This is a genomic window from Sporomusaceae bacterium ACPt, assembly GCA_041428575.1.
Lineage (GTDB): Bacteria > Bacillota > Negativicutes > Sporomusales > Sporomusaceae > Sporomusa_D > Sporomusa_D carbonis.
Genome location: CP155570.1, coordinates 2,435,485 through 2,456,439 on the forward strand (window position 1 = coordinate 2,435,485; position 20,955 = coordinate 2,456,439).

The 20,955-nt window shown below is 42.5% G+C and carries 21 protein-coding genes and 1 pseudogene; 5 read left to right on the top strand and 17 right to left on the bottom strand.

What is annotated here, in order from left to right:
• Nucleotides 1-186: 186 nt before the first annotated feature.
• From SCACP_RS12605 to SCACP_RS12645, 9 genes and pseudogenes are all read right to left on the bottom strand, one after another.
• Nucleotides 187-1,167 (bottom strand): SpoIIE family protein phosphatase, encoded by a 981-nt coding sequence (locus SCACP_RS12605; protein ID WP_425057912.1) that lies wholly within the window; start codon nt 1,165-1,167, stop codon nt 187-189.
• Entirely contained in the window at nt 1,164-1,619 is a 456-nt protein-coding gene (locus tag SCACP_RS12610; protein WP_425057913.1) for an ATP-binding protein, read from the bottom strand. Before SCACP_RS12610 ends, SCACP_RS12605 begins: the two co-directional genes overlap by 4 nt.
• Before the next feature lie 36 nt (nt 1,620-1,655).
• Nucleotides 1,656-2,015: an STAS domain-containing protein gene (locus SCACP_RS12615; protein WP_425057914.1), complete on the bottom strand. Its 360-nt coding sequence runs from the start codon at nt 2,013-2,015 to the stop codon at nt 1,656-1,658.
• Nucleotides 2,005-2,742 carry an STAS domain-containing protein gene (locus tag SCACP_RS12620; protein WP_425057915.1) on the bottom strand — a complete coding sequence of 246 codons (738 nt, stop codon included), beginning with the start codon at nt 2,740-2,742 and terminating at the stop codon, nt 2,005-2,007. The genes SCACP_RS12615 and SCACP_RS12620 overlap by 11 nt, the downstream gene beginning before the upstream one ends.
• An 824-nt stretch (nt 2,743-3,566) precedes the next feature.
• Nucleotides 3,567-3,812 (bottom strand): ParB N-terminal domain-containing protein, encoded by a 246-nt coding sequence (locus tag SCACP_RS12625; RefSeq protein ID WP_425057916.1) that lies wholly within the window; start codon nt 3,810-3,812, stop codon nt 3,567-3,569.
• Between the two features lie 63 nt (nt 3,813-3,875).
• Entirely contained in the window at nt 3,876-4,193 is a 318-nt protein-coding gene (locus SCACP_RS12630; RefSeq protein WP_425057917.1) for a type II toxin-antitoxin system RelE/ParE family toxin, read from the bottom strand.
• A complete protein-coding gene (locus SCACP_RS12635; protein WP_425057918.1) occupies nt 4,177-4,461 on the bottom strand; it encodes a type II toxin-antitoxin system Phd/YefM family antitoxin in 285 nt (94 codons plus the stop codon). The genes SCACP_RS12630 and SCACP_RS12635 overlap by 17 nt, the downstream gene beginning before the upstream one ends.
• 853 nt (nt 4,462-5,314) lie before the next feature.
• Nucleotides 5,315-6,121, bottom strand: coding sequence for a hypothetical protein (locus SCACP_RS12640; RefSeq protein ID WP_425057919.1), 807 nt, complete (start codon nt 6,119-6,121; stop codon nt 5,315-5,317).
• A gap of 138 nt (nt 6,122-6,259) precedes the next feature.
• Nucleotides 6,260-6,640, bottom strand: a pseudogene (locus SCACP_RS12645) (phosphatase PAP2 family protein).
• A 265-nt stretch (nt 6,641-6,905) separates the two neighbouring features.
• Between SCACP_RS12645 and SCACP_RS12650 the strand changes: the two are divergent.
• A complete protein-coding gene (locus SCACP_RS12650; protein ID WP_425057920.1) occupies nt 6,906-7,169 on the top strand; it encodes an ATP-binding protein in 264 nt (87 codons plus the stop codon).
• A 22-nt stretch (nt 7,170-7,191) separates the two neighbouring features.
• Here the strand turns inward: SCACP_RS12650 and SCACP_RS12655 are convergent, their stop codons facing one another.
• The 3 genes from SCACP_RS12655 to SCACP_RS12665 all read right to left on the bottom strand — a co-directional run bounded on the left by SCACP_RS12655 (nt 7,192) and on the right by SCACP_RS12665 (nt 9,838).
• Nucleotides 7,192-8,595: a sensor histidine kinase gene (locus tag SCACP_RS12655; RefSeq protein WP_425057921.1), complete on the bottom strand. Its 1,404-nt coding sequence runs from the start codon at nt 8,593-8,595 to the stop codon at nt 7,192-7,194.
• Complete coding sequence (locus SCACP_RS12660) at nt 8,592-9,266, bottom strand: response regulator transcription factor (RefSeq protein WP_425057922.1); 675 nt, start codon at nt 9,264-9,266, stop codon at nt 8,592-8,594. Before SCACP_RS12660 ends, SCACP_RS12655 begins: the two co-directional genes overlap by 4 nt.
• Nucleotides 9,267-9,388: 122 nt before the next feature.
• Complete coding sequence (locus SCACP_RS12665) at nt 9,389-9,838, bottom strand: PepSY domain-containing protein (protein ID WP_425057923.1); 450 nt, start codon at nt 9,836-9,838, stop codon at nt 9,389-9,391.
• A 682-nt stretch (nt 9,839-10,520) separates the two neighbouring features.
• On the opposite strand from SCACP_RS12665, the gene SCACP_RS12670 reads away from it, so the two are divergent.
• Together SCACP_RS12670 and SCACP_RS12675 are read left to right on the top strand one after the other, a co-directional pair.
• Nucleotides 10,521-11,753 carry an IS110 family transposase gene (locus SCACP_RS12670; protein WP_425057924.1) on the top strand — a complete coding sequence of 411 codons (1,233 nt, stop codon included), beginning with the start codon at nt 10,521-10,523 and terminating at the stop codon, nt 11,751-11,753.
• Between the two features lie 332 nt (nt 11,754-12,085).
• A complete protein-coding gene (locus SCACP_RS12675) occupies nt 12,086-12,919 on the top strand; it encodes an N-acetylmuramoyl-L-alanine amidase family protein (RefSeq protein ID WP_425057925.1) in 834 nt (277 codons plus the stop codon).
• A gap of 92 nt (nt 12,920-13,011) precedes the next feature.
• Here the strand turns inward: SCACP_RS12675 and SCACP_RS12680 are convergent, their stop codons facing one another.
• From SCACP_RS12680 to SCACP_RS12690, 3 genes are all read right to left on the bottom strand, one after another.
• Entirely contained in the window at nt 13,012-13,614 is a 603-nt protein-coding gene (locus SCACP_RS12680; protein WP_425057926.1) for a hypothetical protein, read from the bottom strand.
• A gap of 176 nt (nt 13,615-13,790) precedes the next feature.
• The gene (locus SCACP_RS12685) at nt 13,791-15,032 is read right to left on the bottom strand and encodes an IS110 family transposase (RefSeq protein ID WP_425057927.1); all 1,242 of its coding nucleotides are present in this window, start codon (nt 15,030-15,032) and stop codon (nt 13,791-13,793) included.
• 234 nt (nt 15,033-15,266) lie between these two features.
• Nucleotides 15,267-15,545 (bottom strand): pilus assembly protein TadG-related protein, encoded by a 279-nt coding sequence (locus SCACP_RS12690; protein WP_425057928.1) that lies wholly within the window; start codon nt 15,543-15,545, stop codon nt 15,267-15,269.
• Nucleotides 15,546-16,230: 685 nt separating this feature from the next.
• Between SCACP_RS12690 and SCACP_RS12695 the strand changes: the two genes are divergently transcribed.
• Both SCACP_RS12695 and SCACP_RS12700 read left to right on the top strand, forming a co-directional pair.
• Nucleotides 16,231-17,463: an IS110 family transposase gene (locus SCACP_RS12695; protein WP_425057924.1), complete on the top strand. Its 1,233-nt coding sequence runs from the start codon at nt 16,231-16,233 to the stop codon at nt 17,461-17,463.
• A gap of 332 nt (nt 17,464-17,795) precedes the next feature.
• On the top strand, nt 17,796-18,629 hold the full coding sequence (locus SCACP_RS12700) for an N-acetylmuramoyl-L-alanine amidase family protein (protein WP_425057925.1): 834 nt from the start codon (nt 17,796-17,798) through the stop codon (nt 18,627-18,629).
• 92 nt (nt 18,630-18,721) lie between these two features.
• Here SCACP_RS12700 and SCACP_RS12705 read toward each other — a convergent pair whose 3' ends face one another.
• Nucleotides 18,722-19,324, bottom strand: coding sequence for a hypothetical protein (locus SCACP_RS12705; protein WP_425057926.1), 603 nt, complete (start codon nt 19,322-19,324; stop codon nt 18,722-18,724).
• A gap of 176 nt (nt 19,325-19,500) precedes the next feature.
• On the bottom strand, nt 19,501-20,742 hold the full coding sequence (locus SCACP_RS12710) for an IS110 family transposase (protein ID WP_425057927.1): 1,242 nt from the start codon (nt 20,740-20,742) through the stop codon (nt 19,501-19,503).
• Nucleotides 20,743-20,955: the final 213 nt, after the last annotated feature.

The window sequence follows — 20,955 nt, forward strand, 5'->3', positions numbered from 1 at the left end:
CTCACGTGGTTTTTCCACCCGGAACTTTTGTGCTAATAATTGGTTGAAGAACCATGATAAAGGAACACCATCCTTTGTCGTGTTTCGGGGTTGCACTTAAACATTTCGACATACAGGATGGTGATTCCTTATTTTTAAATTTTTTTACCTAAAAAATAGTGTTTAAGCCGCACGGTTATTGCATTTTTAAGTTGTACTTTCCGAAACTAAGATTAAAACACTTGCGTCATCTTCTTTAATTGCAAACTCCTGCAGTATCTTTTCCGCTGCTTCCCCAGCATCCATCTTTTTCAGCCACTTCATGTCCGCCGCCTGAATAAACAGCTTTTTTATGCCGTCAGTACATACAATCAAAACAAAATCCGCTGGTAACATTTCTTTAAATATTTTTACTCCAACAGATGTTCTCCCAACAACTCCGTTCACACCATTTAATTTCTTTCCAGAGCCGGGATTAATAAGCCAGCCTTTTATATTGCCAACGTTTAAGTACTCGAGTCCGCTTTGGGAAACAGTAGCTAAGAAAACCGCACAGCCGCGTGTGGCCTGCAATATTTTTTCAAGGCCGGCATATATTTTTTCAAGATCTATTTCATTAATGTTTTGTAAGTATAATTCAATCTCCTTCGCAATCACTCCGGCCTTTTTGCCGTGGCCTAGGACATCAGCAACAAACAAAAAATATTTGCCTCCCATCTCTTTGTAAAAGCAAATATCACCGTTGTCTTCTTCCAGATAATGCGGTTTTGATGCTGTTCCGACCTGAACGGCAAAGCCTTTTTCTTTACGCTGCTGTGAAAGGTTTAATACTGCATTTACCACCATTCCTCCGCCTGGCTTTTGTTCAACATCGAGCTTGTCGCAGTTTTTTTTAATAACGTCCAGCCCTATTCCAAGGCCTCTTTTTGATATATTAATCCCGCCTTCACGATTTACTTTACCTTCGTCCTCGGCAGCGATTGTCAGTTTATCCCCCTCACTTTTTACTGCAATAAAACCTTTTCCTCCGTATTTCAAAATATTAGTGGCAAGTTCCCTTGCCACAAGATGTACAAGGGGTGCTGAAGACATGTCAGGATGGCTTTCTTTTAGATACTTATTGATTTTATGCTCCAAAATAAACAGGTCAGCCTCCATTTCTACGTCTACCGTCAGCCCCTCTCTCAAAACCCCCGCCTCCTCTTTTCCAAAACCACAATAGTCCCCTTGCCTACTTCAGACACTATATAAAACCTGTCCATAAGCCTTTTTACCCCGGACAAGCCCAAACCCAGGCTCCTTTCGGACGTTGTATAGCCTCCGGCTAAGGCCCGCTCCACATTTTCTATCCCAGGCCCCCTGTCGTATGCAACAATTTCTATTGATACATCTTTATCTAGTTCCTTTTCTTTCTTTTTTATGTAAATTTGTCCTTCTTTTGCATACCTGTATATGTTTCTTGAAAGTTCCGATACGGTTGTGGCTATTTTTGTGATGTCGGCAAGCGAAAAATTGTTTTTCTGGGCAAAACTTTTTGCCATCTGCCTGGAAACGGCTATGTCGCTTTCGTCTTTTATCTTTAAAACCATATCGTAATCATGAACATTTATTACGATATCATCAAAATTTTTATCGTCCATCACCATCACTCCGTCATTAAAAGCAAAGTAGAATATTTAATCAAGCCGGTTCAGTATATCAATTGCACCTTCCAGACTGTTTGCTGTAAAAACATCCTTCAGCTTTATGCCCATCTGTGCAAGTGTAAGGGCCACTTGTGGCTGAATTTTGCAGATTACTGTATAACAGCCCATGGCTTTGGCCATAGCAGCAGTCTCCGAAAGCACAAATGATATGTAACTGTCCATTACATCTACCATGCTTACATCTATAATTATTCCCCGGATTTTTCTCTCGCTTATTTCATGCAGCAACTGCATCTGGAGCTTTTCAATTGTTGAATCATCGAGTTCAATCTGTATAGGAACAATCAGATAATCGTAAAGCTTTATTGTCGGCACAACCCTATTCTTCATCTGTATCCCCTCTTTTTGGGTTAACTAATTTCTTTTCCGTATCTTTTGTAGATAAGCTGATAGCATATTTAAGCGCACTTTCCAGGTCTCTCTTTATGACTACCATATCAAAATCAATTCCGAGCTTTACAAGGGTATGGGCTATATCCGGCTTTATACCCGTCAGAACAACATCGCTTCCAAGCAGTTTCACAGCGGAAAACATTTCAATCAAAAATTCCCCGACAATCGTGTCTATCATATTCACACCAGTCACATCGACAATTACAACTTTGGATCTGATATTGGAGATGCTTTCAAGAAGTTTTTCAGCCATGTTCTGTGCCCTCTGGCTGTCAAGTGTACCAATTACGGGGACTAGAAGTACATCCTGCCAGAGCCGTATAATCGGGGTGGCAAGTTCAGAAAGAACATCTCTAAGCTCCGCTATCCTTACAAGATTTTCATCATTCTTTTGCCCGAGCACTTCTATAAGTGCCTTGTAAGCATCGACTGCGGGAAAATTATCTATCTTAGTATGCAAAAGTCCTATGCCGTCCGACATTTCCTTTTCGCTTATATGCTGCAGGAGATTGGAAACGGAGGTTTTTAACTCTTCTTTAATACCTGCTTTTTCACAAACTCCGGCAAAGTCTACCAGAAAATCCTCCCATGCCTTTTTCTGTCCGTCATCTTTTGCCAGTTCATCAACAAGTTCACCAAGTTTTGAAATTATAACATCTTTCATGATTAATAAAACCTCCCGTATTTCAAAATGTTGTTATTCCTTTCCTTTTATGACAATTCTATATATGATTCTACTGCAAAAACCAAAAATCTAATTTATAGTGTCCACAAAGAACAAATGGAACTCTTTCTTTGAATTTATATCTTTTATACAGTACAAAACAGAGCGTCAAAGTACTTTTAGCAACAGAATCATGTATAATATTATACGCCGTTTTGTTTCAATTGGGTATAGGATAATTTGAAAAGGTTGGCATAACCAAGACTTCTAAACATAATAAACTGTTTGCGCCAAAACTAAGTAGAATAATAAATCTTAGTTTCGGAAAGTACAACTTAAAAATGCAGTAACCGTGCAGCTTAAGTACTATTTTTTAGGTAAAAAATTTTAAAAATAAGGAATCACCATCCTGTATGTCGAAATGTTTAAGTGCAACCCCAAAACACGACAAAGGATGGTGTTCCTCTATCATGATGGTACACATCCCGCATGAATATAAGACACTCTAAAGGGTTTACGTCTGTACCGGTCGCAATCATGTCTACCGTTACCGCTATCCGGGGGTAGTAATCGTTACGGAACTGCGTCAGTACCGGCTTGGGATCTTCTTCCGAGTTATAGGTCACCTTTTTGCAATAGATAGAGGACAATCAGAAAAAGAAAAGTGATGAAAGTTTGTATAAAGAAATACAAGCTATACTTAAAGGACAATCATTGGGAGAACTCCAGACAATGGAGAAGGCTAGGCGGGATGAGATATTAAGGCAAATAAAAAATATGGAAGGAGTAACGCAACGACAGATAGCAAGGGTTACGGGTATAAATCAAAGTGTTGTTTTTAAGGCATAGGAAACAGACGAACCGTCCCGTTGCTTTTGCCGTTGCTTTTGCCGTTGATGGCCGCCGACCACCACATAGCCGCGCTTGTTGACGATGATGGGGTCGATATAGCCGAAGGTGAGAATGGATTTCTTGAGTTTTTCGTAATCCTTATCCCCCGGTTTCAAATCAATGCGTGGATTATATGGCGCGGCGTTTAATTTTTCGATTGGCAGTTTGACAATTTCCAAGCCCTTATCTCCAACAAAAAAACGCCCGCGTAACGGACGTTTAAAATCGTTTTATTAATTTGATCAGGCCAGCCAGGAATATCCCTGGCGGCAATCCACCATGTAGTCAATGTATACTGTGTCATCCTTGATTTTATAGATAAGCAAATAGCGTTTGTCCACAAGTAGTTTTCTGTATACGTTTGCGGGCAAAACGGGATCAACTAGCCAGGAACCACGCTCCGGAAACTCTTGCAGGGATTTGGCGGCCTCAATTATATCCATTCTAAGTTTATCCGCCGCCTGAGGGCTGACCTGAGCTAAAAAGCGGGTGTGCTGCACAAGCATTTCTCCCGCTCTTTCCGAGATGATGACGTGATACCGTTTATCTCCGCTGCTCATTGGCAGAATCCTTAATGGCTTTTTTCATCATCTCGTCCACTTCGTCGATTGAAAAGCCTTTTTTACCCATCAGTCTATCTTCCTCAACCGCAACAAGCTGTTCCCGCAGCTTCAGCATGCTTTCGCGCCGGGAAAACGTATCGATATCCATGACTACTAAATCGCCCTCGCCGTTTTTCGTCAAAAAAACAGGTTCCTTGGTAGCTTTGCAGAGCGCAGATATTTCGTTGTAGTTTTTGCGTATCGCCGCCGACGGTTTAATATTCACCTCAAGCGCCCCCTGTAGTAGTAAAATATTATTCTTATCATATGCTTATTTTACTCCTATAATTCCTCCAACGTCAAGATGAGTCTTGTCCCGGAAATAAGAACTGTTTTTGCGGAACTCAAAGTGCTCAAACATTTGCGCCAAGCAGGAATTAAACGCAATTTGGGTTTTGCCTGCAGTTATCTTTTTCAGATTGTATTTTGCTTACTGTTTCGACATCGTAATTGGTTCAGCATGCAGGAAAGCGAACGAAACAACGCCGGTTTCCCTTGCAAAGATGCCATATACCGCTTTCTTAACTGCTCAAATTTTGCTTAGCAGCGTTTTTTGACTGCATTCAATAGTCATGTCATTGAAAAAGTTATACCTTTGACAGCACAAAAGCAGACCCGTGTTTTGATCGTCGATGATTCAGCCTATAAGCGAAATCGCAGCAAAAAAGTGGAGCTGTTAGCGAGGTGTAAGGATCATACCGACAATTGCTACTATAAAGGATTTCATATGTTAACTTTGGGGTGGTCTGACGGTCACACTTTTATTCCAACCGATAGTGGCTAGCCATTTTGTCTACCGATGTAACCCTTGAAGCAGAAGAAATCATACGCTTGTATGGTATCCGCTGGAACATTGAGACTTGCTGCCTCGCCCAATTACATCAAGGCTTATTTGCCTATTTCTATCTGCGAAAGTTGAGATGTAAACAACCACTCCGTTGACAAAGTGGTTGTTTCTTCTGAAATCGCCGCAAATACCCCTGTGTTTAGAAAACAACTAAAGAAACTTTTAACCATAAAACCAGCCTAAAAATTCCCCAAATCAGCCTTGACTACAACGTAGGAGGGGGCGTGCCCAATTAAGAACAGCAAATAGCTGTTGCGTATTCCGAACGGAGAGATACGCCGTCAATGTGCCATTCATTATCAGGATCTTGGCCGCCTATATCGCTTATATTAAACAGAAATTCTACTGTGACAGTAGAGACAGTACAGGGCACAGGGGCGTCAGCTACTTTTTGATGGTAGGTGTAGCCAGTTGGTATTGGCTCAAAGCCTGGATCATGTCTAATGAAAATCTTAATCAGGTCATATTGAGTAGAATCGGGACCAGTATAATAGACTCGTGCGGTTAATTCACCAAAATCAAAATCTCCAAGCAGTGGAAGAAAATTTTCAGCAAAACTTAGTCTATACAAACAGCCGGAAGTAACAGGAACTTCCTGAAATATACGTGCCTTTTTCTCTGTTCGCTCGGCAGACCCTTCGGTAGTAAATTGGGCGGCAACAACTCCTTCGTAAGAATCGTCGGTGGCCCCTATGCTTGCTAATTCCTCTTGCCGTTTAGCAGCTTGTTGCTGTTGTTGTTGGTTACCATTTTCTACTTCAATAATCTCTATTGTCCAGAATTTAAAAGTATTTTCTCCATCACCTGGTACTTCAAAACCACCGTTTTTGACAAGCTCAGTCGTTCTACACGCATGACAAGCTGACTTTTCCTTTTCGTAGTATTTTTCATTGTCGCAGTGTTTTCCCTTGTCGCAGCATTCTTTCAGGAGGTCGATAATACGTTTGATTTCGTTTTCCAAGTAGTAAATTCGCTGTTCGTAATCATCATGGTGGTGGCGAGTCCCCTCTACTTTTTTATCCGGATGCTCATTACTCATCACTTTTCCCCCTAGCATAATTTTTTGAAGTTATTGCATCTATAATATGTTATGCTAGAACTTGATAAAAGGTCAGCATTATACTGCTATACCCTACGGTACCTTCAGTGGTCAGCATGCAATTCGCAACAATGAATTTTATTTTTGTACTCGCGCTCTTTCCCACCACATTAAAAGCGATATACAAAAAGCTAGCCACATTGACCCAGCTGCATATCCTGCTACTACATCAGTGGGATAGTGGACGCCCAAATAGATGCGGCTTTATGCCAATTAGCACACTCAAAATGACTGCCAACATCATAACTGTTAGCCGCCCGCGCCAAGAAGAAATATTGCGCATAACTAAGAAAGCCACCATTCCATAAAAGCCACGGTCGCCAGTGCATGGCCGCTAGGGAAGCTATAGCCGGTTTCCTGCACTACCCAAAATAAGTCCGGTCTTTCACGATGAAATACATTTTTCAACAGAAAACTAAGCACCGCACCACCAGCTAAACAAATAGCCGGCGCTCTCATTTCCCACCAGCGTTTAAGGAAACCACTAAAACCATAAAAACAAGAATTACTGTGCTAAAGAACTTTGTATATGAACCATAAGCCATCCCCTTAAATTTAGTCTAAAAATATTCTTTCGCAACATTTGTCCATTCATGTGAAAACTCAACCTTTCGCCATCTCTTTCAGCAGTTGGTTCCTCCAATAATAATAAACAGCAGCTACAATTAAACCCGCTGCAACAATCAGACTTGCCTGATGCCTAATAGCATACCCGCACAAATGGATGAGTCCGCTTGTCCACGGAATAGACCCTAGCAAACTTGCCAAAATTCACTTTTGCAAAACCTGTTGGTCGGAAGAAGATCAATCCAAATTTTTTAATCGTTTTGACCGGGTTGATAAATCTCGATCAAAAGATACCGTAGGAACCAGTCTTGGCCTATCTATCGCTAAATGGATTGCTGATGGTCATGACAGCATAATTCGCTTAGTAAGTAAACTGGGTGAAAAAGCCGCTATAACTGTTCGAATCCCGCTCATTTCGTAGTCCCTATACCAACAACTCCCAATCATTCTTTCGGCAACTTAATACTAAAGGTCGTTCCGACACCGACCTCACTCTGCACTTCAATAACCCCTTGATACTTTTGGACAAGACGTTTGGCAATTGCTAATCCTAAGCCGCTGCCACCTTGCTTTCTGCTGCGTGCTTTGTCTACCCGATAAAACCGGTCAAAGATATTAGGTAATTCACTTTCTGGAATACCCGAACCATAGTCTTTTATAGCAATATAGGTATATTGTCCTTCAAGATACCCTAATATTTCGATACGCTTGTCTGTAGTTGAGTATTTCACCGCGTTATCCAGTAAAATAAGCAGTATTTGTTCCAGATGATTTGCCGTGATGGCAATTTTGATTCCTTCCAGTGTGGCTATGTCCAATGAGAAGTCAAATTCAGCATGAATAAGCACCATATTTTGAACAGCCTGCTTGATAATAGGAACAGGCTCTATTTTTTCTGTTTCTAACACCGCTAACGGCGCTTCTGCTTGCGATACCACTAATAAATCCTGGACTAAATGCTTCAAGCGCTTAGTTTCTTGCAATGACGCCGCAAGTGATTCTTGTAAGACTTTCGGGTCGTCCTTTCCCCAGCGCATCAGCAGCGAAAGATGGCCTTCAACAATCGCAATGGGTGTGCGCAGTTCATGGGACGCGTCCTCAACAAACTGCTTTTGCTGCCGGAAAGAACGTTCGAGCTTATCCATCATAGCATTAAACATCATAGCTAACGCCGAAAACTCGTCTTTCGTTTGGTACACCTGGACTCTTTGGTGCAGGCCCTTTTCCTCTACCTTTTTCATGGTATTAGTCAAATCTTTAATCGGTGTCAACAACCGATTCGAGATGGCCATTCCTCCCAGGATACTTAACAAGATAGCTGCAATCCCGCCTGCAGCCATTACAGTTAGGATAAAATGCAGCAGTTGGTCTAGAGCCTCGATGTTGCGTACGATTTCAATTGTACCGGTAAAACGAGGCGTAATAAGCGGAGTGCGGGCAATTAACAAATGATCTTCTCCTTGCCGCACCTCCAGCATTTGTGACGCTTGGACGAACTGGGGAGTAAATCTTTCAGGCAGTATGTCCTTCATTACCGTCAAAATACTTTTGCCATCTTTACGAATAATCCGTATCATTTGTCCCGGCTCATTTACTTTTTCTAAAAACGCTTCACTATTTTCCAAGTCTTCTGTCCCAATATCTTCTTCCTTTTCCGAGAAGTAGCTTTGTATGATCGCCGACTTGCCTTGCAGGATATTTCGTTCCCGGTTATTGGCCCATTGATTGATTACAAGATACTGGGCTGAATTGTACACGGTAATGAGGAGAAAAAGCAGCAGTGCCGATCCTAAAGCAAGCTTCCAACGAATAGGTAATTTTGAAAAGGCAGTTACTATCTTCTTCATGTTCTCATCACATACCCTATACCGCGTACTGTCTGAATAATACTTTCTTCATCCGGTTTATCCAGCTTATTACGAAGATAGCGTACATAGACATCTACTATGTTTGTCTCTATCACTGCCTCATAGCCCCATACCCTATCCAGCAGAACGTCGCGACTTAACACACGGTTACTATTCTGCATAAAAGCTACCAGTAGATCATATTCTCGCCTGGTTAACTCCACCGTCGTTTCACCGCGCTTGACGGTACAAGACTCCAAGTCCACCGTTATATCCCGGTAAACCAGCTCATTTTTTACCGTATCGTCCGGTTTTGTACGACGTAATATCGAGCGCATACGGGCCAGTAATTCCTCGATGGCAAATGGCTTGGGGATATAATCATCAGCGCCGCTGTCAAGGCCGGATACTCGGTCAATCACACTATCCCGGGCGGTTAGCATGATAACCGGTGTATCCTTTGCGTTACGCAGCCGCCGACAAACCTCAATACCATTTAGTTCAGGCAGCATAATATCTAGGAGAATAATATCCCAGTCTTGTTCCAAAGCAAGTTCCAAACCAGTTCGTCCATCGGCAACAAGCGTTGCGTCAAACCCCTCATGTTCTAATTCCAGTTCAATAAATTTAGCCATATTTACTTCATCTTCTATAATTAAAACCTTGGTCATTGCCTAACCCCTCTCATCAAAAAAGTACGCATTACTTTAGTTTTCACCATTTCGTAAATTCTATAAGAAAAGAGAGTCTTGCCACCGTAAATTGGCGGCAAGACTCTCTTATATACTAACATTTAGCCATTAGCATCATCATTGGTTTCGGTATCGTTGTCATTTTGATCATCATCATGCTCCACTTTTACAATCGAGCCAGTCTTGGCATCTACCTTTACTTCACTAACTTGACCCTTGCTATCCTTGATGGTTACATCATACACCACAACACCATCTTCATCTTCCAGTTCAGTTTTCACTACAGTTCCATTTACTCGTTTCATGGCGATATCAACACTTTGCTGCTGAGTAAGTTTAGCTTCTTTAGCCAAATTAGCCTGCTCAACGCTATCCGCCACTTCGCGGTCATTGTCTTTTTGCTCTTGATCCTCTTTATCGATTTGCTGAGCAATAACTTTCTTCGCAGCCTCAGGCGCTGCAGCAAAAGCTGGGTGATTAACTCCACCTGCCACGGCACCTCCTAAAATCATCGCTGATAAAACACCTGCCATCCATTTTTTATTCATCATCGTATCCTCCTCGTATAATAGAATTAGATCCACCGGATAGCGTAATTTCCAGTAAGGAAACACATATTCCGGGGAACCGGTTCCCAATTCTGAAGAAGCTCTTTTTACCCCGAAATATTATCCACATTCAGCCTGTAATGCGCGCGGTTATAGGTTGTGGTTAATTCCTTCTATGGTTAAAGACGCTTTTTCAGAATGGATTAATAAACTTCAACTGAATAAGAACACTGATTGAAGTCAGCAATTCTTACTTTGGCGTCAATTTGATACGCCCGGGGCACAGGCCCAATTCCAGAGTTGCTACAATTCAACAGTGATTGAAACCGGCCAGCCGGAGTATGTATATGCTCCCTGTCGCTGGCTGGTTTTTTACTGCCTTTTTACTCATTACCTACCTTGAATCTTGGACTTGCTCATGGGACAATGGGATCGACAGGTACTTTTCGGGAGATTTCTTCTCCTCCTTGCGGATCCACACTGGATACTGCTGTAGAAAGCCGGCTACCCGTGGTCCATCATCGAGTATCTAACCGCTAGTTGCACCAGTCTGGAAACTGGGGGTAGCACCCACACTGTCTGTTTCCTGTACATGAGTTCTGATGACGAGGCTGCTTTAGATGGTTCCCATGGGCACCCAGGTCTGAGAAGTATTTGATTATTTATCCGAAGGGAGGTGTGGATTATGGCTAATCTTATGGTAGGCATTGACGTTAGCCTCCGCTCTCATTCTGTACAGTTCATGAATGATTGTGGGGATGCTTTAGAATCTTTTAGCATTCCTAATAACCTGATAGGCGCTCAAACTCTACTTGAACGTATTCTTCAATCGGCTCAAAAACTTCAATCTGAACTTATTCGTGTAGGCATGGAAGCCACTTCGAATCTTGGTTGGCATTTGGCTCATTTCCTTAAAGCTAACCTCCATCAAACCCAAGGTTCCAAAGCTCAGGTCTTTGTCCTTAATGCTAGAAAAGTGGCTCGTTTTAAGAAAGGCTATGATACTCTTCCTAAGAACGACCGCATTGATGCCTGGGTGATTGCAGATCAACTTCGGTTTGGCCGTCTTCCACATGAGTTGACTTCTACTATTCAATTTGAGGCTCTCCAGCGTTTGACCCGAACCCGCTTTCACCTTATGCAAAATATCGCCCGCGATAAAACCTACTTTCTCAATCAAGTCTTTTTGAAATTTAGTGGGCTTCGCCAAGATAATCCCTTTTCCAATATGTTTGGCTCTACTTGTTTAGCTGTTTTGCAAGAACTTGAACCTGAACAGATTGTCTCTATGTCCATTACAGAGTTAGTAGACTTTTTGAAGGAAAAAGGGAAGAATCGCTTTGACGATCCGGAGCAATTGGCTTCTTTCTTGCAAAAACTTGCCCGCTCGTCTTATCGTCTTGATAAAGCTATGGCTGATCCTGTTAATCTCTCATTATCCGTTATGCTCAGTGTTATTCAGACTATGGAAAAAGAAATTGCCAAACTGGATAAAGAGATTGAAAAAATCATGAAGTCCATTCCCGAAACCTTATCATCTGTGAAAGGGATTGGGCCGGTCTTTGCCGCCGGTATTATCGCCGAAATTAGCGATATCGCTCGCTTTTCTCACCACAATTCTCTTGCTAAGTATGCTGGACTTGTTTGGTCTCAGTACCAATCGGGAGAGTTTGAAAGTGAGGAAACCAAGCGAGTTCGTACAGGCAATAAATATCTGAGGTATTATCTAATACAGGCAGCTAACCTCGTTCGTCGATATGACAGTGAGTATGCTGCTTTTTACGCCGAAAAATATGCCCAAGCATTCAAGCATCATCACAAACGTGCTCTCGTCTTAACTGCCCGAAAACTGGTACGGTTGGTCTTTATGCTACTAAAGACCAAGCAACTGTACACACCGCCTGAGAGGAGAGGTTAGTTTTTTCTTCTAATTGGCAGCCTTTAAAATACCTCATCTTTCTTACATAATTTGGTAGTTAAGGTGAGGTTTATTTGGTATACCCTTTTTTAGGCTAACTTCTAATTTCTCGTTATCTTTTTTCCAATTTTTCAGTTTTTCCATATTGACATTTTACCGCTAGGCTTTATATATTGCTGTGGTTGTTCCCACTGATTGCATTATACAAAAGAGAGATGAGACGATCCTGAAAAGAAGATGAGAATTTGATGAGAAATACTTGACGGCGTTTAAATTTGATATATTTGTTTATCTTTTGCATATATTTTAGCTATGCGAGGTGAGAAACCACCGTGAGAATATTATACTTCGGCAAACGTCACTTTATCTTATTCCTATTATCTGCCATGTTACTACTGAGCACCTTATATGCACACGATGCTACCCACAAACTAGCCGATAAGATTATTGTAGTGGATGCCAGTCATGGCGGCATTAACCCTGGTGCAAACCGCCCAGGCGTGCTTGAAAAAGATATTAACTTGGCAATAGCGTTAGAGCTTAAAAACATTTTGAACCAATACGGCGCTAAAGTTGTCTTATCCCGTCAAGCCGATGTAGAACTTAGCGACGAATGTGACAATGAAAAAGTCCATCGTGATTTAGTGGCACGTGTGGAAATGGTTGAGGAGTCAGATGCGGATTTATTTGTTAGTATTCATGCTAATGCCGTTGCTAATGCCGTTGCTAATGCCGTTGCTAATGCCAAACGGCACGGCGCGGAAGCTTTCTTTTCTGCTAAATCGGAGACTGGAAAAGCATTGGCCACTTCTATTCAGACCGCACTCTGTACAGTTACCCAAGCTAGTCGGACAGCTAAAGCTGCCGACTATTTCGTATTACGCCGCAATAAAATCCCAGCCGCGTTAGTCGAGGTAGGTTACATTACAAATATAGAAGAGCGCCTATTATTACAGACACCGGAATATCAAAGAAAGATTGTTGAAGCAATCGCCCAAGGAATTTATCAGTTTTTCAATAAAGGCAATTTACAACATACTCAATCTTTTGATTCAAAGGCCAGGGGCATTTATAGGAGCGCTTGGCTTATTGCAATTGAAGTATTGGGTAGTTTTTGTCCTCCAGATAAAACCGCTGCATCTATAGCAGAAAGCAGTGCACACTAGATAAAAAAGAAACGCCCTTTCCCAAGCAACGCTTCTTTCGCCTCATCTGTTCAAATCCCGATGAACACGACCATGCTGCTTGCTCGTTACCCTTACTCGACAAGTTTATAGGCCCAGGCGCCATAATTCGTGCCCGTTCCACCGCCCTGACCTTTTACAACCGCCTGCACGAACGTACCGGTTACGTAAACGTCGCTAGAAGATTGTTTGTATACCTTTTCCAATTTAAAGACGGCAAACCCTATAATTTTCCCCGTGGGGCTACTATCACCCATGGAATCGACTATAGGTAAGGCAACGAGACTCTGACCATTGGCTATACGATTGGTTATGCCAGTCACGGTGTCATTGGCCAGCGCTGTAGTTGCTTTTGTATATTTACTAACCGTCTGCCCCTTTTCCAAGGTGCCGCCGTACCCGTTTTCTAACATGCTCAGATAGGTATCATCCGAGTTGATCTTCGGCAGATTCAGGAACCCCCCGTTAATGTTGTTACCACTCCCGCCAGATTGGTAGAATTGAAACTGCACTTTTTTCCCCAGCACCTGCAGCACATCCGTATTAGCTCCCCAGGGTATAACCCCATACACCGCCGACGCTTGAGTCAACTTTGTCGTCGCAGCCGCTGATACCGTCCCTTGATTAATACCAAATATCCTGGCGAAAAACAATGGCACCTGCCGAGTGATGTGCACACGCAGGGTATAATTATCCGGCGGGTCCGCTGTGATTATATAATACGAAACCCTTCTATCGTGCCGTGTATGCATTACACCGTACTATTAAAAGGAAGTCAAGACAAACAGACCGGTATTCAAAGTGAAAAAAACCAGCCTAAATCAGGATACTAAGTTATCAATTAGGGGTTACTTTATGCTGGAAGTAGCTTCAGTCCTAGTCTTTGGGCTTCAGCAATAAGTTTGTTTCTTCGGATTTCCTCGTGTCGATTCTTTGCCTGTCCGTAGCGAGTTTCGTCATATAATTCGCCAGTAGTAAGCATATGATAAATAATTGTTAGGAGCTTACGTCCAAGTGCAATAATAGCTTTCTTCATTCCCCTTCGTCGGCTTAATTTCCAGTACCAGTCCCTCAAATAAGTCTTTTTATTTCTTGTTGCTGCCCATGAGCATTGGCAGAGTATATTTTTGAGTTGTAAATTACCCTTTGATAGCCTGGTGGACTTTTTCTTCCCTGCACTCTCGTTGTTACCCGGACACATACCTGCCCAAGAGCATAGATGCGCCGCGGTTGGGAACATGTTTAGGTCTGTTCCAATCTCAGAAATGATAGTAATTGCTGTTAAACGTTGTATGCCGGGAACTGTTTCCACTAATCGTATGGCTTCCTCAAATTTTCCAGCACACTCCATTATTTTCTTTTCAATATCTTCAATCTCCCGAAGGCATTGTTCAAAATTACGTACCAGCATGGACAAAAAGCTCCGCTCGTGTTCATTTAGACGGCCATTTACAGCTTGCTTAATATCGTCAAGCTTTTTTCTTGCCGTACCACGCAAATGAGACAGAACATCATCGGGCGAGATATACCCAACATCGCAAAGTTTATGAATTAAAGAAATACCAGACTGCCCAAAAATGTCGGTCAAGAACGTGGACAGCTTAAACCCGCACTGTTGTAAATATTTCTCCACCCGATTTTTGTGACCAGTCATCTCTTGCACAATGGTCTTTCGATAACGCGTCCAATCACGTAACTCTCGCACCTGTCTTGGCGGTATGTAGCTTGCATTCAACAATCCAGCCCGAAGCAAACCGGCAATCCATTTGGCATCATTAACATCCGTTTTTTTGCCCGGCACGTTCTTCATGTGACGTGGATTGGTGACCGTTATATTGATGCCACCTTCCTCCTCAAACACAGCTTCTAAAACATTATAAATCGGAAACCAGTAAACGCCTGTACTTTCCATTGCTACCTCACGGCAGTTGTTCTCAATTAACCATGACTTTAGCTTGTCCAAACCGCTTAGTAATGTGGAAAATTCTCTAATCTCCGAAGTTGGCTCCTGGCCCAATACACCTTTGAGCAGACAGGCTACCACAACCTCTTTATGTACATCTAATCCGCAGCAAACCTCCAATAAATCTCGCATTCCATCAATCCCTTAAAATAAAATGTGCAGAATGGCTTGCTTAGGGAAATTTGAAAATATAATACTCGTGCTATTCCTTAGCGAACTACGCATAGGGCAACATGTAACTGTGCTCCAAAGCAAGCCCAGTCAAGATCACTCGCAAGCTAAAAAAGCTTAGATGTATAGCGACTCTATTCTGCAATCATATTTTTAAATTCTGCACCAGTTTCATTCGTGACTGTGCAAATACTTTCATGGAAGATCACTCTCTTGCAAGCCATTTAAAGTGGCATATTGGATCGCGGTGGCTTTTGCCGCGGCTCGCGCAGTCGCGTCAGCAGGATTGCCTGGAAGTTCATAGATGCCGGCGAGAGCCGCCGCGTCCGCCATATCGGAGATCCGGGTTTTCTCCACATACATCATTCCAACATCAATTACAAGGGCACAAAAAACTAGCAATACCGGTAGCATAAAGGCAACCAATATCAGAACTTGGCCTTTTTCACACTTAAGCTTATTGTATAAATCCACAACGTTCCCTCCTCGTATAATAGAATTAGATCCACCGGATAGCGTAATTTCCAGTAAGGAAACACATATTCCGGGGAACCGGTTCCCAATTCTGAAGAAGCTCTTTTTACCCCGAAATATTATCCACATTCAGCCTGTAATGCGCGCGGTTATAGGTTGTGGTTAATTCCTTCTATGGTTAAAGACGCTTTTTCAGAATGGATTAATAAACTTCAACTGAATAAGAACACTGATTGAAGTCAGCAATTCTTACTTTGGCGTCAATTTGATACGCCCGGGGCACAGGCCCAATTCCAGAGTTGCTACAATTCAACAGTGATTGAAACCGGCCAGCCGGAGTATGTATATGCTCCCTGTCGCTGGCTGGTTTTTTACTGCCTTTTTTACTCATTACCTACCTTGAATCTTGGACTTGCTCATGGGACAATGGGATCGACAGGTACTTTTCGGGAGATTTCTTCTCCTCCTTGCGGATCCACACTGGATACTGCTGTAGAAAGCCGGCTACCCGTGGTCCATCATCGAGTATCTAACCGCTAGTTGCACCAGTCTGGAAACTGGGGGTAGCACCCACACTGTCTGTTTCCTGTACATGAGTTCTGATGACGAGGCTGCTTTAGATGGTTCCCATGGGCACCCAGGTCTGAGAAGTATTTGATTATTTATCCGAAGGGAGGTGTGGATTATGGCTAATCTTATGGTAGGCATTGACGTTAGCCTCCGCTCTCATTCTGTACAGTTCATGAATGATTGTGGGGATGCTTTAGAATCTTTTAGCATTCCTAATAACCTGATAGGCGCTCAAACTCTACTTGAACGTATTCTTCAATCGGCTCAAAAACTTCAATCTGAACTTATTCGTGTAGGCATGGAAGCCACTTCGAATCTTGGTTGGCATTTGGCTCATTTCCTTAAAGCTAACCTCCATCAAACCCAAGGTTCCAAAGCTCAGGTCTTTGTCCTTAATGCTAGAAAAGTGGCTCGTTTTAAGAAAGGCTATGATACTCTTCCTAAGAACGACCGCATTGATGCCTGGGTGATTGCAGATCAACTTCGGTTTGGCCGTCTTCCACATGAGTTGACTTCTACTATTCAATTTGAGGCTCTCCAGCGTTTGACCCGAACCCGCTTTCACCTTATGCAAAATATCGCCCGCGATAAAACCTACTTTCTCAATCAAGTCTTTTTGAAATTTAGTGGGCTTCGCCAAGATAATCCCTTTTCCAATATGTTTGGCTCTACTTGTTTAGCTGTTTTGCAAGAACTTGAACCTGAACAGATTGTCTCTATGTCCATTACAGAGTTAGTAGACTTTTTGAAGGAAAAAGGGAAGAATCGCTTTGACGATCCGGAGCAATTGGCTTCTTTCTTGCAAAAACTTGCCCGCTCGTCTTATCGTCTTGATAAAGCTATGGCTGATCCTGTTAATCTCTCATTATCCGTTATGCTCAGTGTTATTCAGACTATGGAAAAAGAAATTGCCAAACTGGATAAAGAGATTGAAAAAATCATGAAGTCCATTCCCGAAACCTTATCATCTGTGAAAGGGATTGGGCCGGTCTTTGCCGCCGGTATTATCGCCGAAATTAGCGATATCGCTCGCTTTTCTCACCACAATTCTCTTGCTAAGTATGCTGGACTTGTTTGGTCTCAGTACCAATCGGGAGAGTTTGAAAGTGAGGAAACCAAGCGAGTTCGTACAGGCAATAAATATCTGAGGTATTATCTAATACAGGCAGCTAACCTCGTTCGTCGATATGACAGTGAGTATGCTGCTTTTTACGCCGAAAAATATGCCCAAGCATTCAAGCATCATCACAAACGTGCTCTCGTCTTAACTGCCCGAAAACTGGTACGGTTGGTCTTTATGCTACTAAAGACCAAGCAACTGTACACACCGCCTGAGAGGAGAGGTTAGTTTTTTCTTCTAATTGGCAGCCTTTAAAATACCTCATCTTTCTTACATAATTTGGTAGTTAAGGTGAGGTTTATTTGGTATACCCTTTTTTAGGCTAACTTCTAATTTCTCGTTATCTTTTTTCCAATTTTTCAGTTTTTCCATATTGACATTTTACCGCTAGGCTTTATATATTGCTGTGGTTGTTCCCACTGATTGCATTATACAAAAGAGAGATGAGACGATCCTGAAAAGAAGATGAGAATTTGATGAGAAATACTTGACGGCGTTTAAATTTGATATATTTGTTTATCTTTTGCATATATTTTAGCTATGCGAGGTGAGAAACCACCGTGAGAATATTATACTTCGGCAAACGTCACTTTATCTTATTCCTATTATCTGCCATGTTACTACTGAGCACCTTATATGCACACGATGCTACCCACAAACTAGCCGATAAGATTATTGTAGTGGATGCCAGTCATGGCGGCATTAACCCTGGTGCAAACCGCCCAGGCGTGCTTGAAAAAGATATTAACTTGGCAATAGCGTTAGAGCTTAAAAACATTTTGAACCAATACGGCGCTAAAGTTGTCTTATCCCGTCAAGCCGATGTAGAACTTAGCGACGAATGTGACAATGAAAAAGTCCATCGTGATTTAGTGGCACGTGTGGAAATGGTTGAGGAGTCAGATGCGGATTTATTTGTTAGTATTCATGCTAATGCCGTTGCTAATGCCGTTGCTAATGCCGTTGCTAATGCCAAACGGCACGGCGCGGAAGCTTTCTTTTCTGCTAAATCGGAGACTGGAAAAGCATTGGCCACTTCTATTCAGACCGCACTCTGTACAGTTACCCAAGCTAGTCGGACAGCTAAAGCTGCCGACTATTTCGTATTACGCCGCAATAAAATCCCAGCCGCGTTAGTCGAGGTAGGTTACATTACAAATATAGAAGAGCGCCTATTATTACAGACACCGGAATATCAAAGAAAGATTGTTGAAGCAATCGCCCAAGGAATTTATCAGTTTTTCAATAAAGGCAATTTACAACATACTCAATCTTTTGATTCAAAGGCCAGGGGCATTTATAGGAGCGCTTGGCTTATTGCAATTGAAGTATTGGGTAGTTTTTGTCCTCCAGATAAAACCGCTGCATCTATAGCAGAAAGCAGTGCACACTAGATAAAAAAGAAACGCCCTTTCCCAAGCAACGCTTCTTTCGCCTCATCTGTTCAAATCCCGATGAACACGACCATGCTGCTTGCTCGTTACCCTTACTCGACAAGTTTATAGGCCCAGGCGCCATAATTCGTGCCCGTTCCACCGCCCTGACCTTTTACAACCGCCTGCACGAACGTACCGGTTACGTAAACGTCGCTAGAAGATTGTTTGTATACCTTTTCCAATTTAAAGACGGCAAACCCTATAATTTTCCCCGTGGGGCTACTATCACCCATGGAATCGACTATAGGTAAGGCAACGAGACTCTGACCATTGGCTATACGATTGGTTATGCCAGTCACGGTGTCATTGGCCAGCGCTGTAGTTGCTTTTGTATATTTACTAACCGTCTGCCCCTTTTCCAAGGTGCCGCCGTACCCGTTTTCTAACATGCTCAGATAGGTATCATCCGAGTTGATCTTCGGCAGATTCAGGAACCCCCCGTTAATGTTGTTACCACTCCCGCCAGATTGGTAGAATTGAAACTGCACTTTTTTCCCCAGCACCTGCAGCACATCCGTATTAGCTCCCCAGGGTATAACCCCATACACCGCCGACGCTTGAGTCAACTTTGTCGTCGCAGCCGCTGATACCGTCCCTTGATTAATACCAAATATCCTGGCGAAAAACAATGGCACCTGCCGAGTGATGTGCACACGCAGGGTATAATTATCCGGCGGGTCCGCTGTGATTATATAATACGAAACCCTTCTATCGTGCCGTGTATGCATTACACCGTACTATTAAAAGGAAGTCAAGACAAACAGACCGGTATTCAAAGTGAAAAAAACCAGCCTAAATCAGGATACTAAGTTATCAATTAGGGGTTACTTTATGCTGGAAGTAGCTTCAGTCCTAGTCTTTGGGCTTCAGCAATAAGTTTGTTTCTTCGGATTTCCTCGTGTCGATTCTTTGCCTGTCCGTAGCGAGTTTCGTCATATAATTCGCCAGTAGTAAGCATATGATAAATAATTGTTAGGAGCTTACGTCCAAGTGCAATAATAGCTTTCTTCATTCCCCTTCGTCGGCTTAATTTCCAGTACCAGTCCCTCAAATAAGTCTTTTTATTTCTTGTTGCTGCCCATGAGCATTGGCAGAGTATATTTTTGAGTTGTAAATTACCCTTTGATAGCCTGGTGGACTTTTTCTTCCCTGCACTCTCGTTGTTACCCGGACACATACCTGCCCAAGAGCATAGATGCGCCGCGGTTGGGAACATGTTTAGGTCTGTTCCAATCTCAGAAATGATAGTAATTGCTGTTAAACGTTGTATGCCGGGAACTGTTTCCACTAATCGTATGGCTTCCTCAAATTTTCCAGCACACTCCATTATTTTCTTTTCAATATCTTCAATCTCCCGAAGGCATTGTTCAAAATTACGTACCAGCATGGACAAAAAGCTCCGCTCGTGTTCATTTAGACGGCCATTTACAGCTTGCTTAATATCGTCAAGCTTTTTTCTTGCCGTACCACGCAAATGAGACAGAACATCATCGGGCGAGATATACCCAACATCGCAAAGTTTATGAATTAAAGAAATACCAGACTGCCCAAAAATGTCGGTCAAGAACGTGGACAGCTTAAACCCGCACTGTTGTAAATATTTCTCCACCCGATTTTTGTGACCAGTCATCTCTTGCACAATGGTCTTTCGATAACGCGTCCAATCACGTAACTCTCGCACCTGTCTTGGCGGTATGTAGCTTGCATTCAACAATCCAGCCCGAAGCAAACCGGCAATCCATTTGGCATCATTAACATCCGTTTTTTTGCCCGGCACGTTCTTCATGTGACGTGGATTGGTGACCGTTATATTGATGCCACCTTCCTCCTCAAACACAGCTTCTAAAACATTATAAATCGGAAACCAGTAAACGCCTGTACTTTCCATTGCTACCTCACGGCAGTTGTTCTCAATTAACCATGACTTTAGCTTGTCCAAACCGCTTAGTAATGTGGAAAATTCTCTAATCTCCGAAGTTGGCTCCTGGCCCAATACACCTTTGAGCAGACAGGCTACCACAACCTCTTTATGTACATCTAATCCGCAGCAAACCTCCAATAAATCTCGCATTCCATCAATCCCTTAAAATAAAATGTGCAGAATGGCTTGCTTAGGGAAATTTGAAAATATAATACTCGTGCTATTCCTTAGCGAACTACGCATAGGGCAACATGTAACTGTGCTCCAAAGCAAGCCCAGTCAAGATCACTCGCAAGCTAAAAAAGCTTAGATGTATAGCGACTCTATTCTGCAATCATATTTTTAAATTCTGCACCAGTTTCA

What these genes read in the sequence shown, in the direction of transcription:
- SCACP_RS12610 (WP_425057913.1), bottom strand. Translation starts at nt 1,619, where the DNA reads ATGGACGATAAAAATTTTGATGATATCGTAATAAATGTTCATGATTAC.
- SCACP_RS12615 (WP_425057914.1), bottom strand. Translation starts at nt 2,015, where the DNA reads ATGAAGAATAGGGTTGTGCCGACAATAAAGCTTTACGATTATCTGATT.
- SCACP_RS12620 (WP_425057915.1), bottom strand. Translation starts at nt 2,742, where the DNA reads ATGAAAGATGTTATAATTTCAAAACTTGGTGAACTTGTTGATGAACTG.
- SCACP_RS12630 (WP_425057917.1), bottom strand. Translation starts at nt 4,193, where the DNA reads ATGAGCAGCGGAGATAAACGGTATCACGTCATCATCTCGGAAAGAGCG.
- SCACP_RS12640 (WP_425057919.1), bottom strand. Translation starts at nt 6,121, where the DNA reads ATGAGTAATGAGCATCCGGATAAAAAAGTAGAGGGGACTCGCCACCAC.
- SCACP_RS12650 (WP_425057920.1), top strand. Translation starts at nt 6,906, where the DNA reads ATGAGTCCGCTTGTCCACGGAATAGACCCTAGCAAACTTGCCAAAATT.
- SCACP_RS12655 (WP_425057921.1), bottom strand. Translation starts at nt 8,595, where the DNA reads ATGAAGAAGATAGTAACTGCCTTTTCAAAATTACCTATTCGTTGGAAG.
- SCACP_RS12660 (WP_425057922.1), bottom strand. Translation starts at nt 9,266, where the DNA reads ATGACCAAGGTTTTAATTATAGAAGATGAAGTAAATATGGCTAAATTT.
- SCACP_RS12665 (WP_425057923.1), bottom strand. Translation starts at nt 9,838, where the DNA reads ATGATGAATAAAAAATGGATGGCAGGTGTTTTATCAGCGATGATTTTA.
- SCACP_RS12670 (WP_425057924.1), top strand. Translation starts at nt 10,521, where the DNA reads ATGGCTAATCTTATGGTAGGCATTGACGTTAGCCTCCGCTCTCATTCT.
- SCACP_RS12685 (WP_425057927.1), bottom strand. Translation starts at nt 15,032, where the DNA reads ATGCGAGATTTATTGGAGGTTTGCTGCGGATTAGATGTACATAAAGAG.
- SCACP_RS12695 (WP_425057924.1), top strand. Translation starts at nt 16,231, where the DNA reads ATGGCTAATCTTATGGTAGGCATTGACGTTAGCCTCCGCTCTCATTCT.
- SCACP_RS12710 (WP_425057927.1), bottom strand. Translation starts at nt 20,742, where the DNA reads ATGCGAGATTTATTGGAGGTTTGCTGCGGATTAGATGTACATAAAGAG.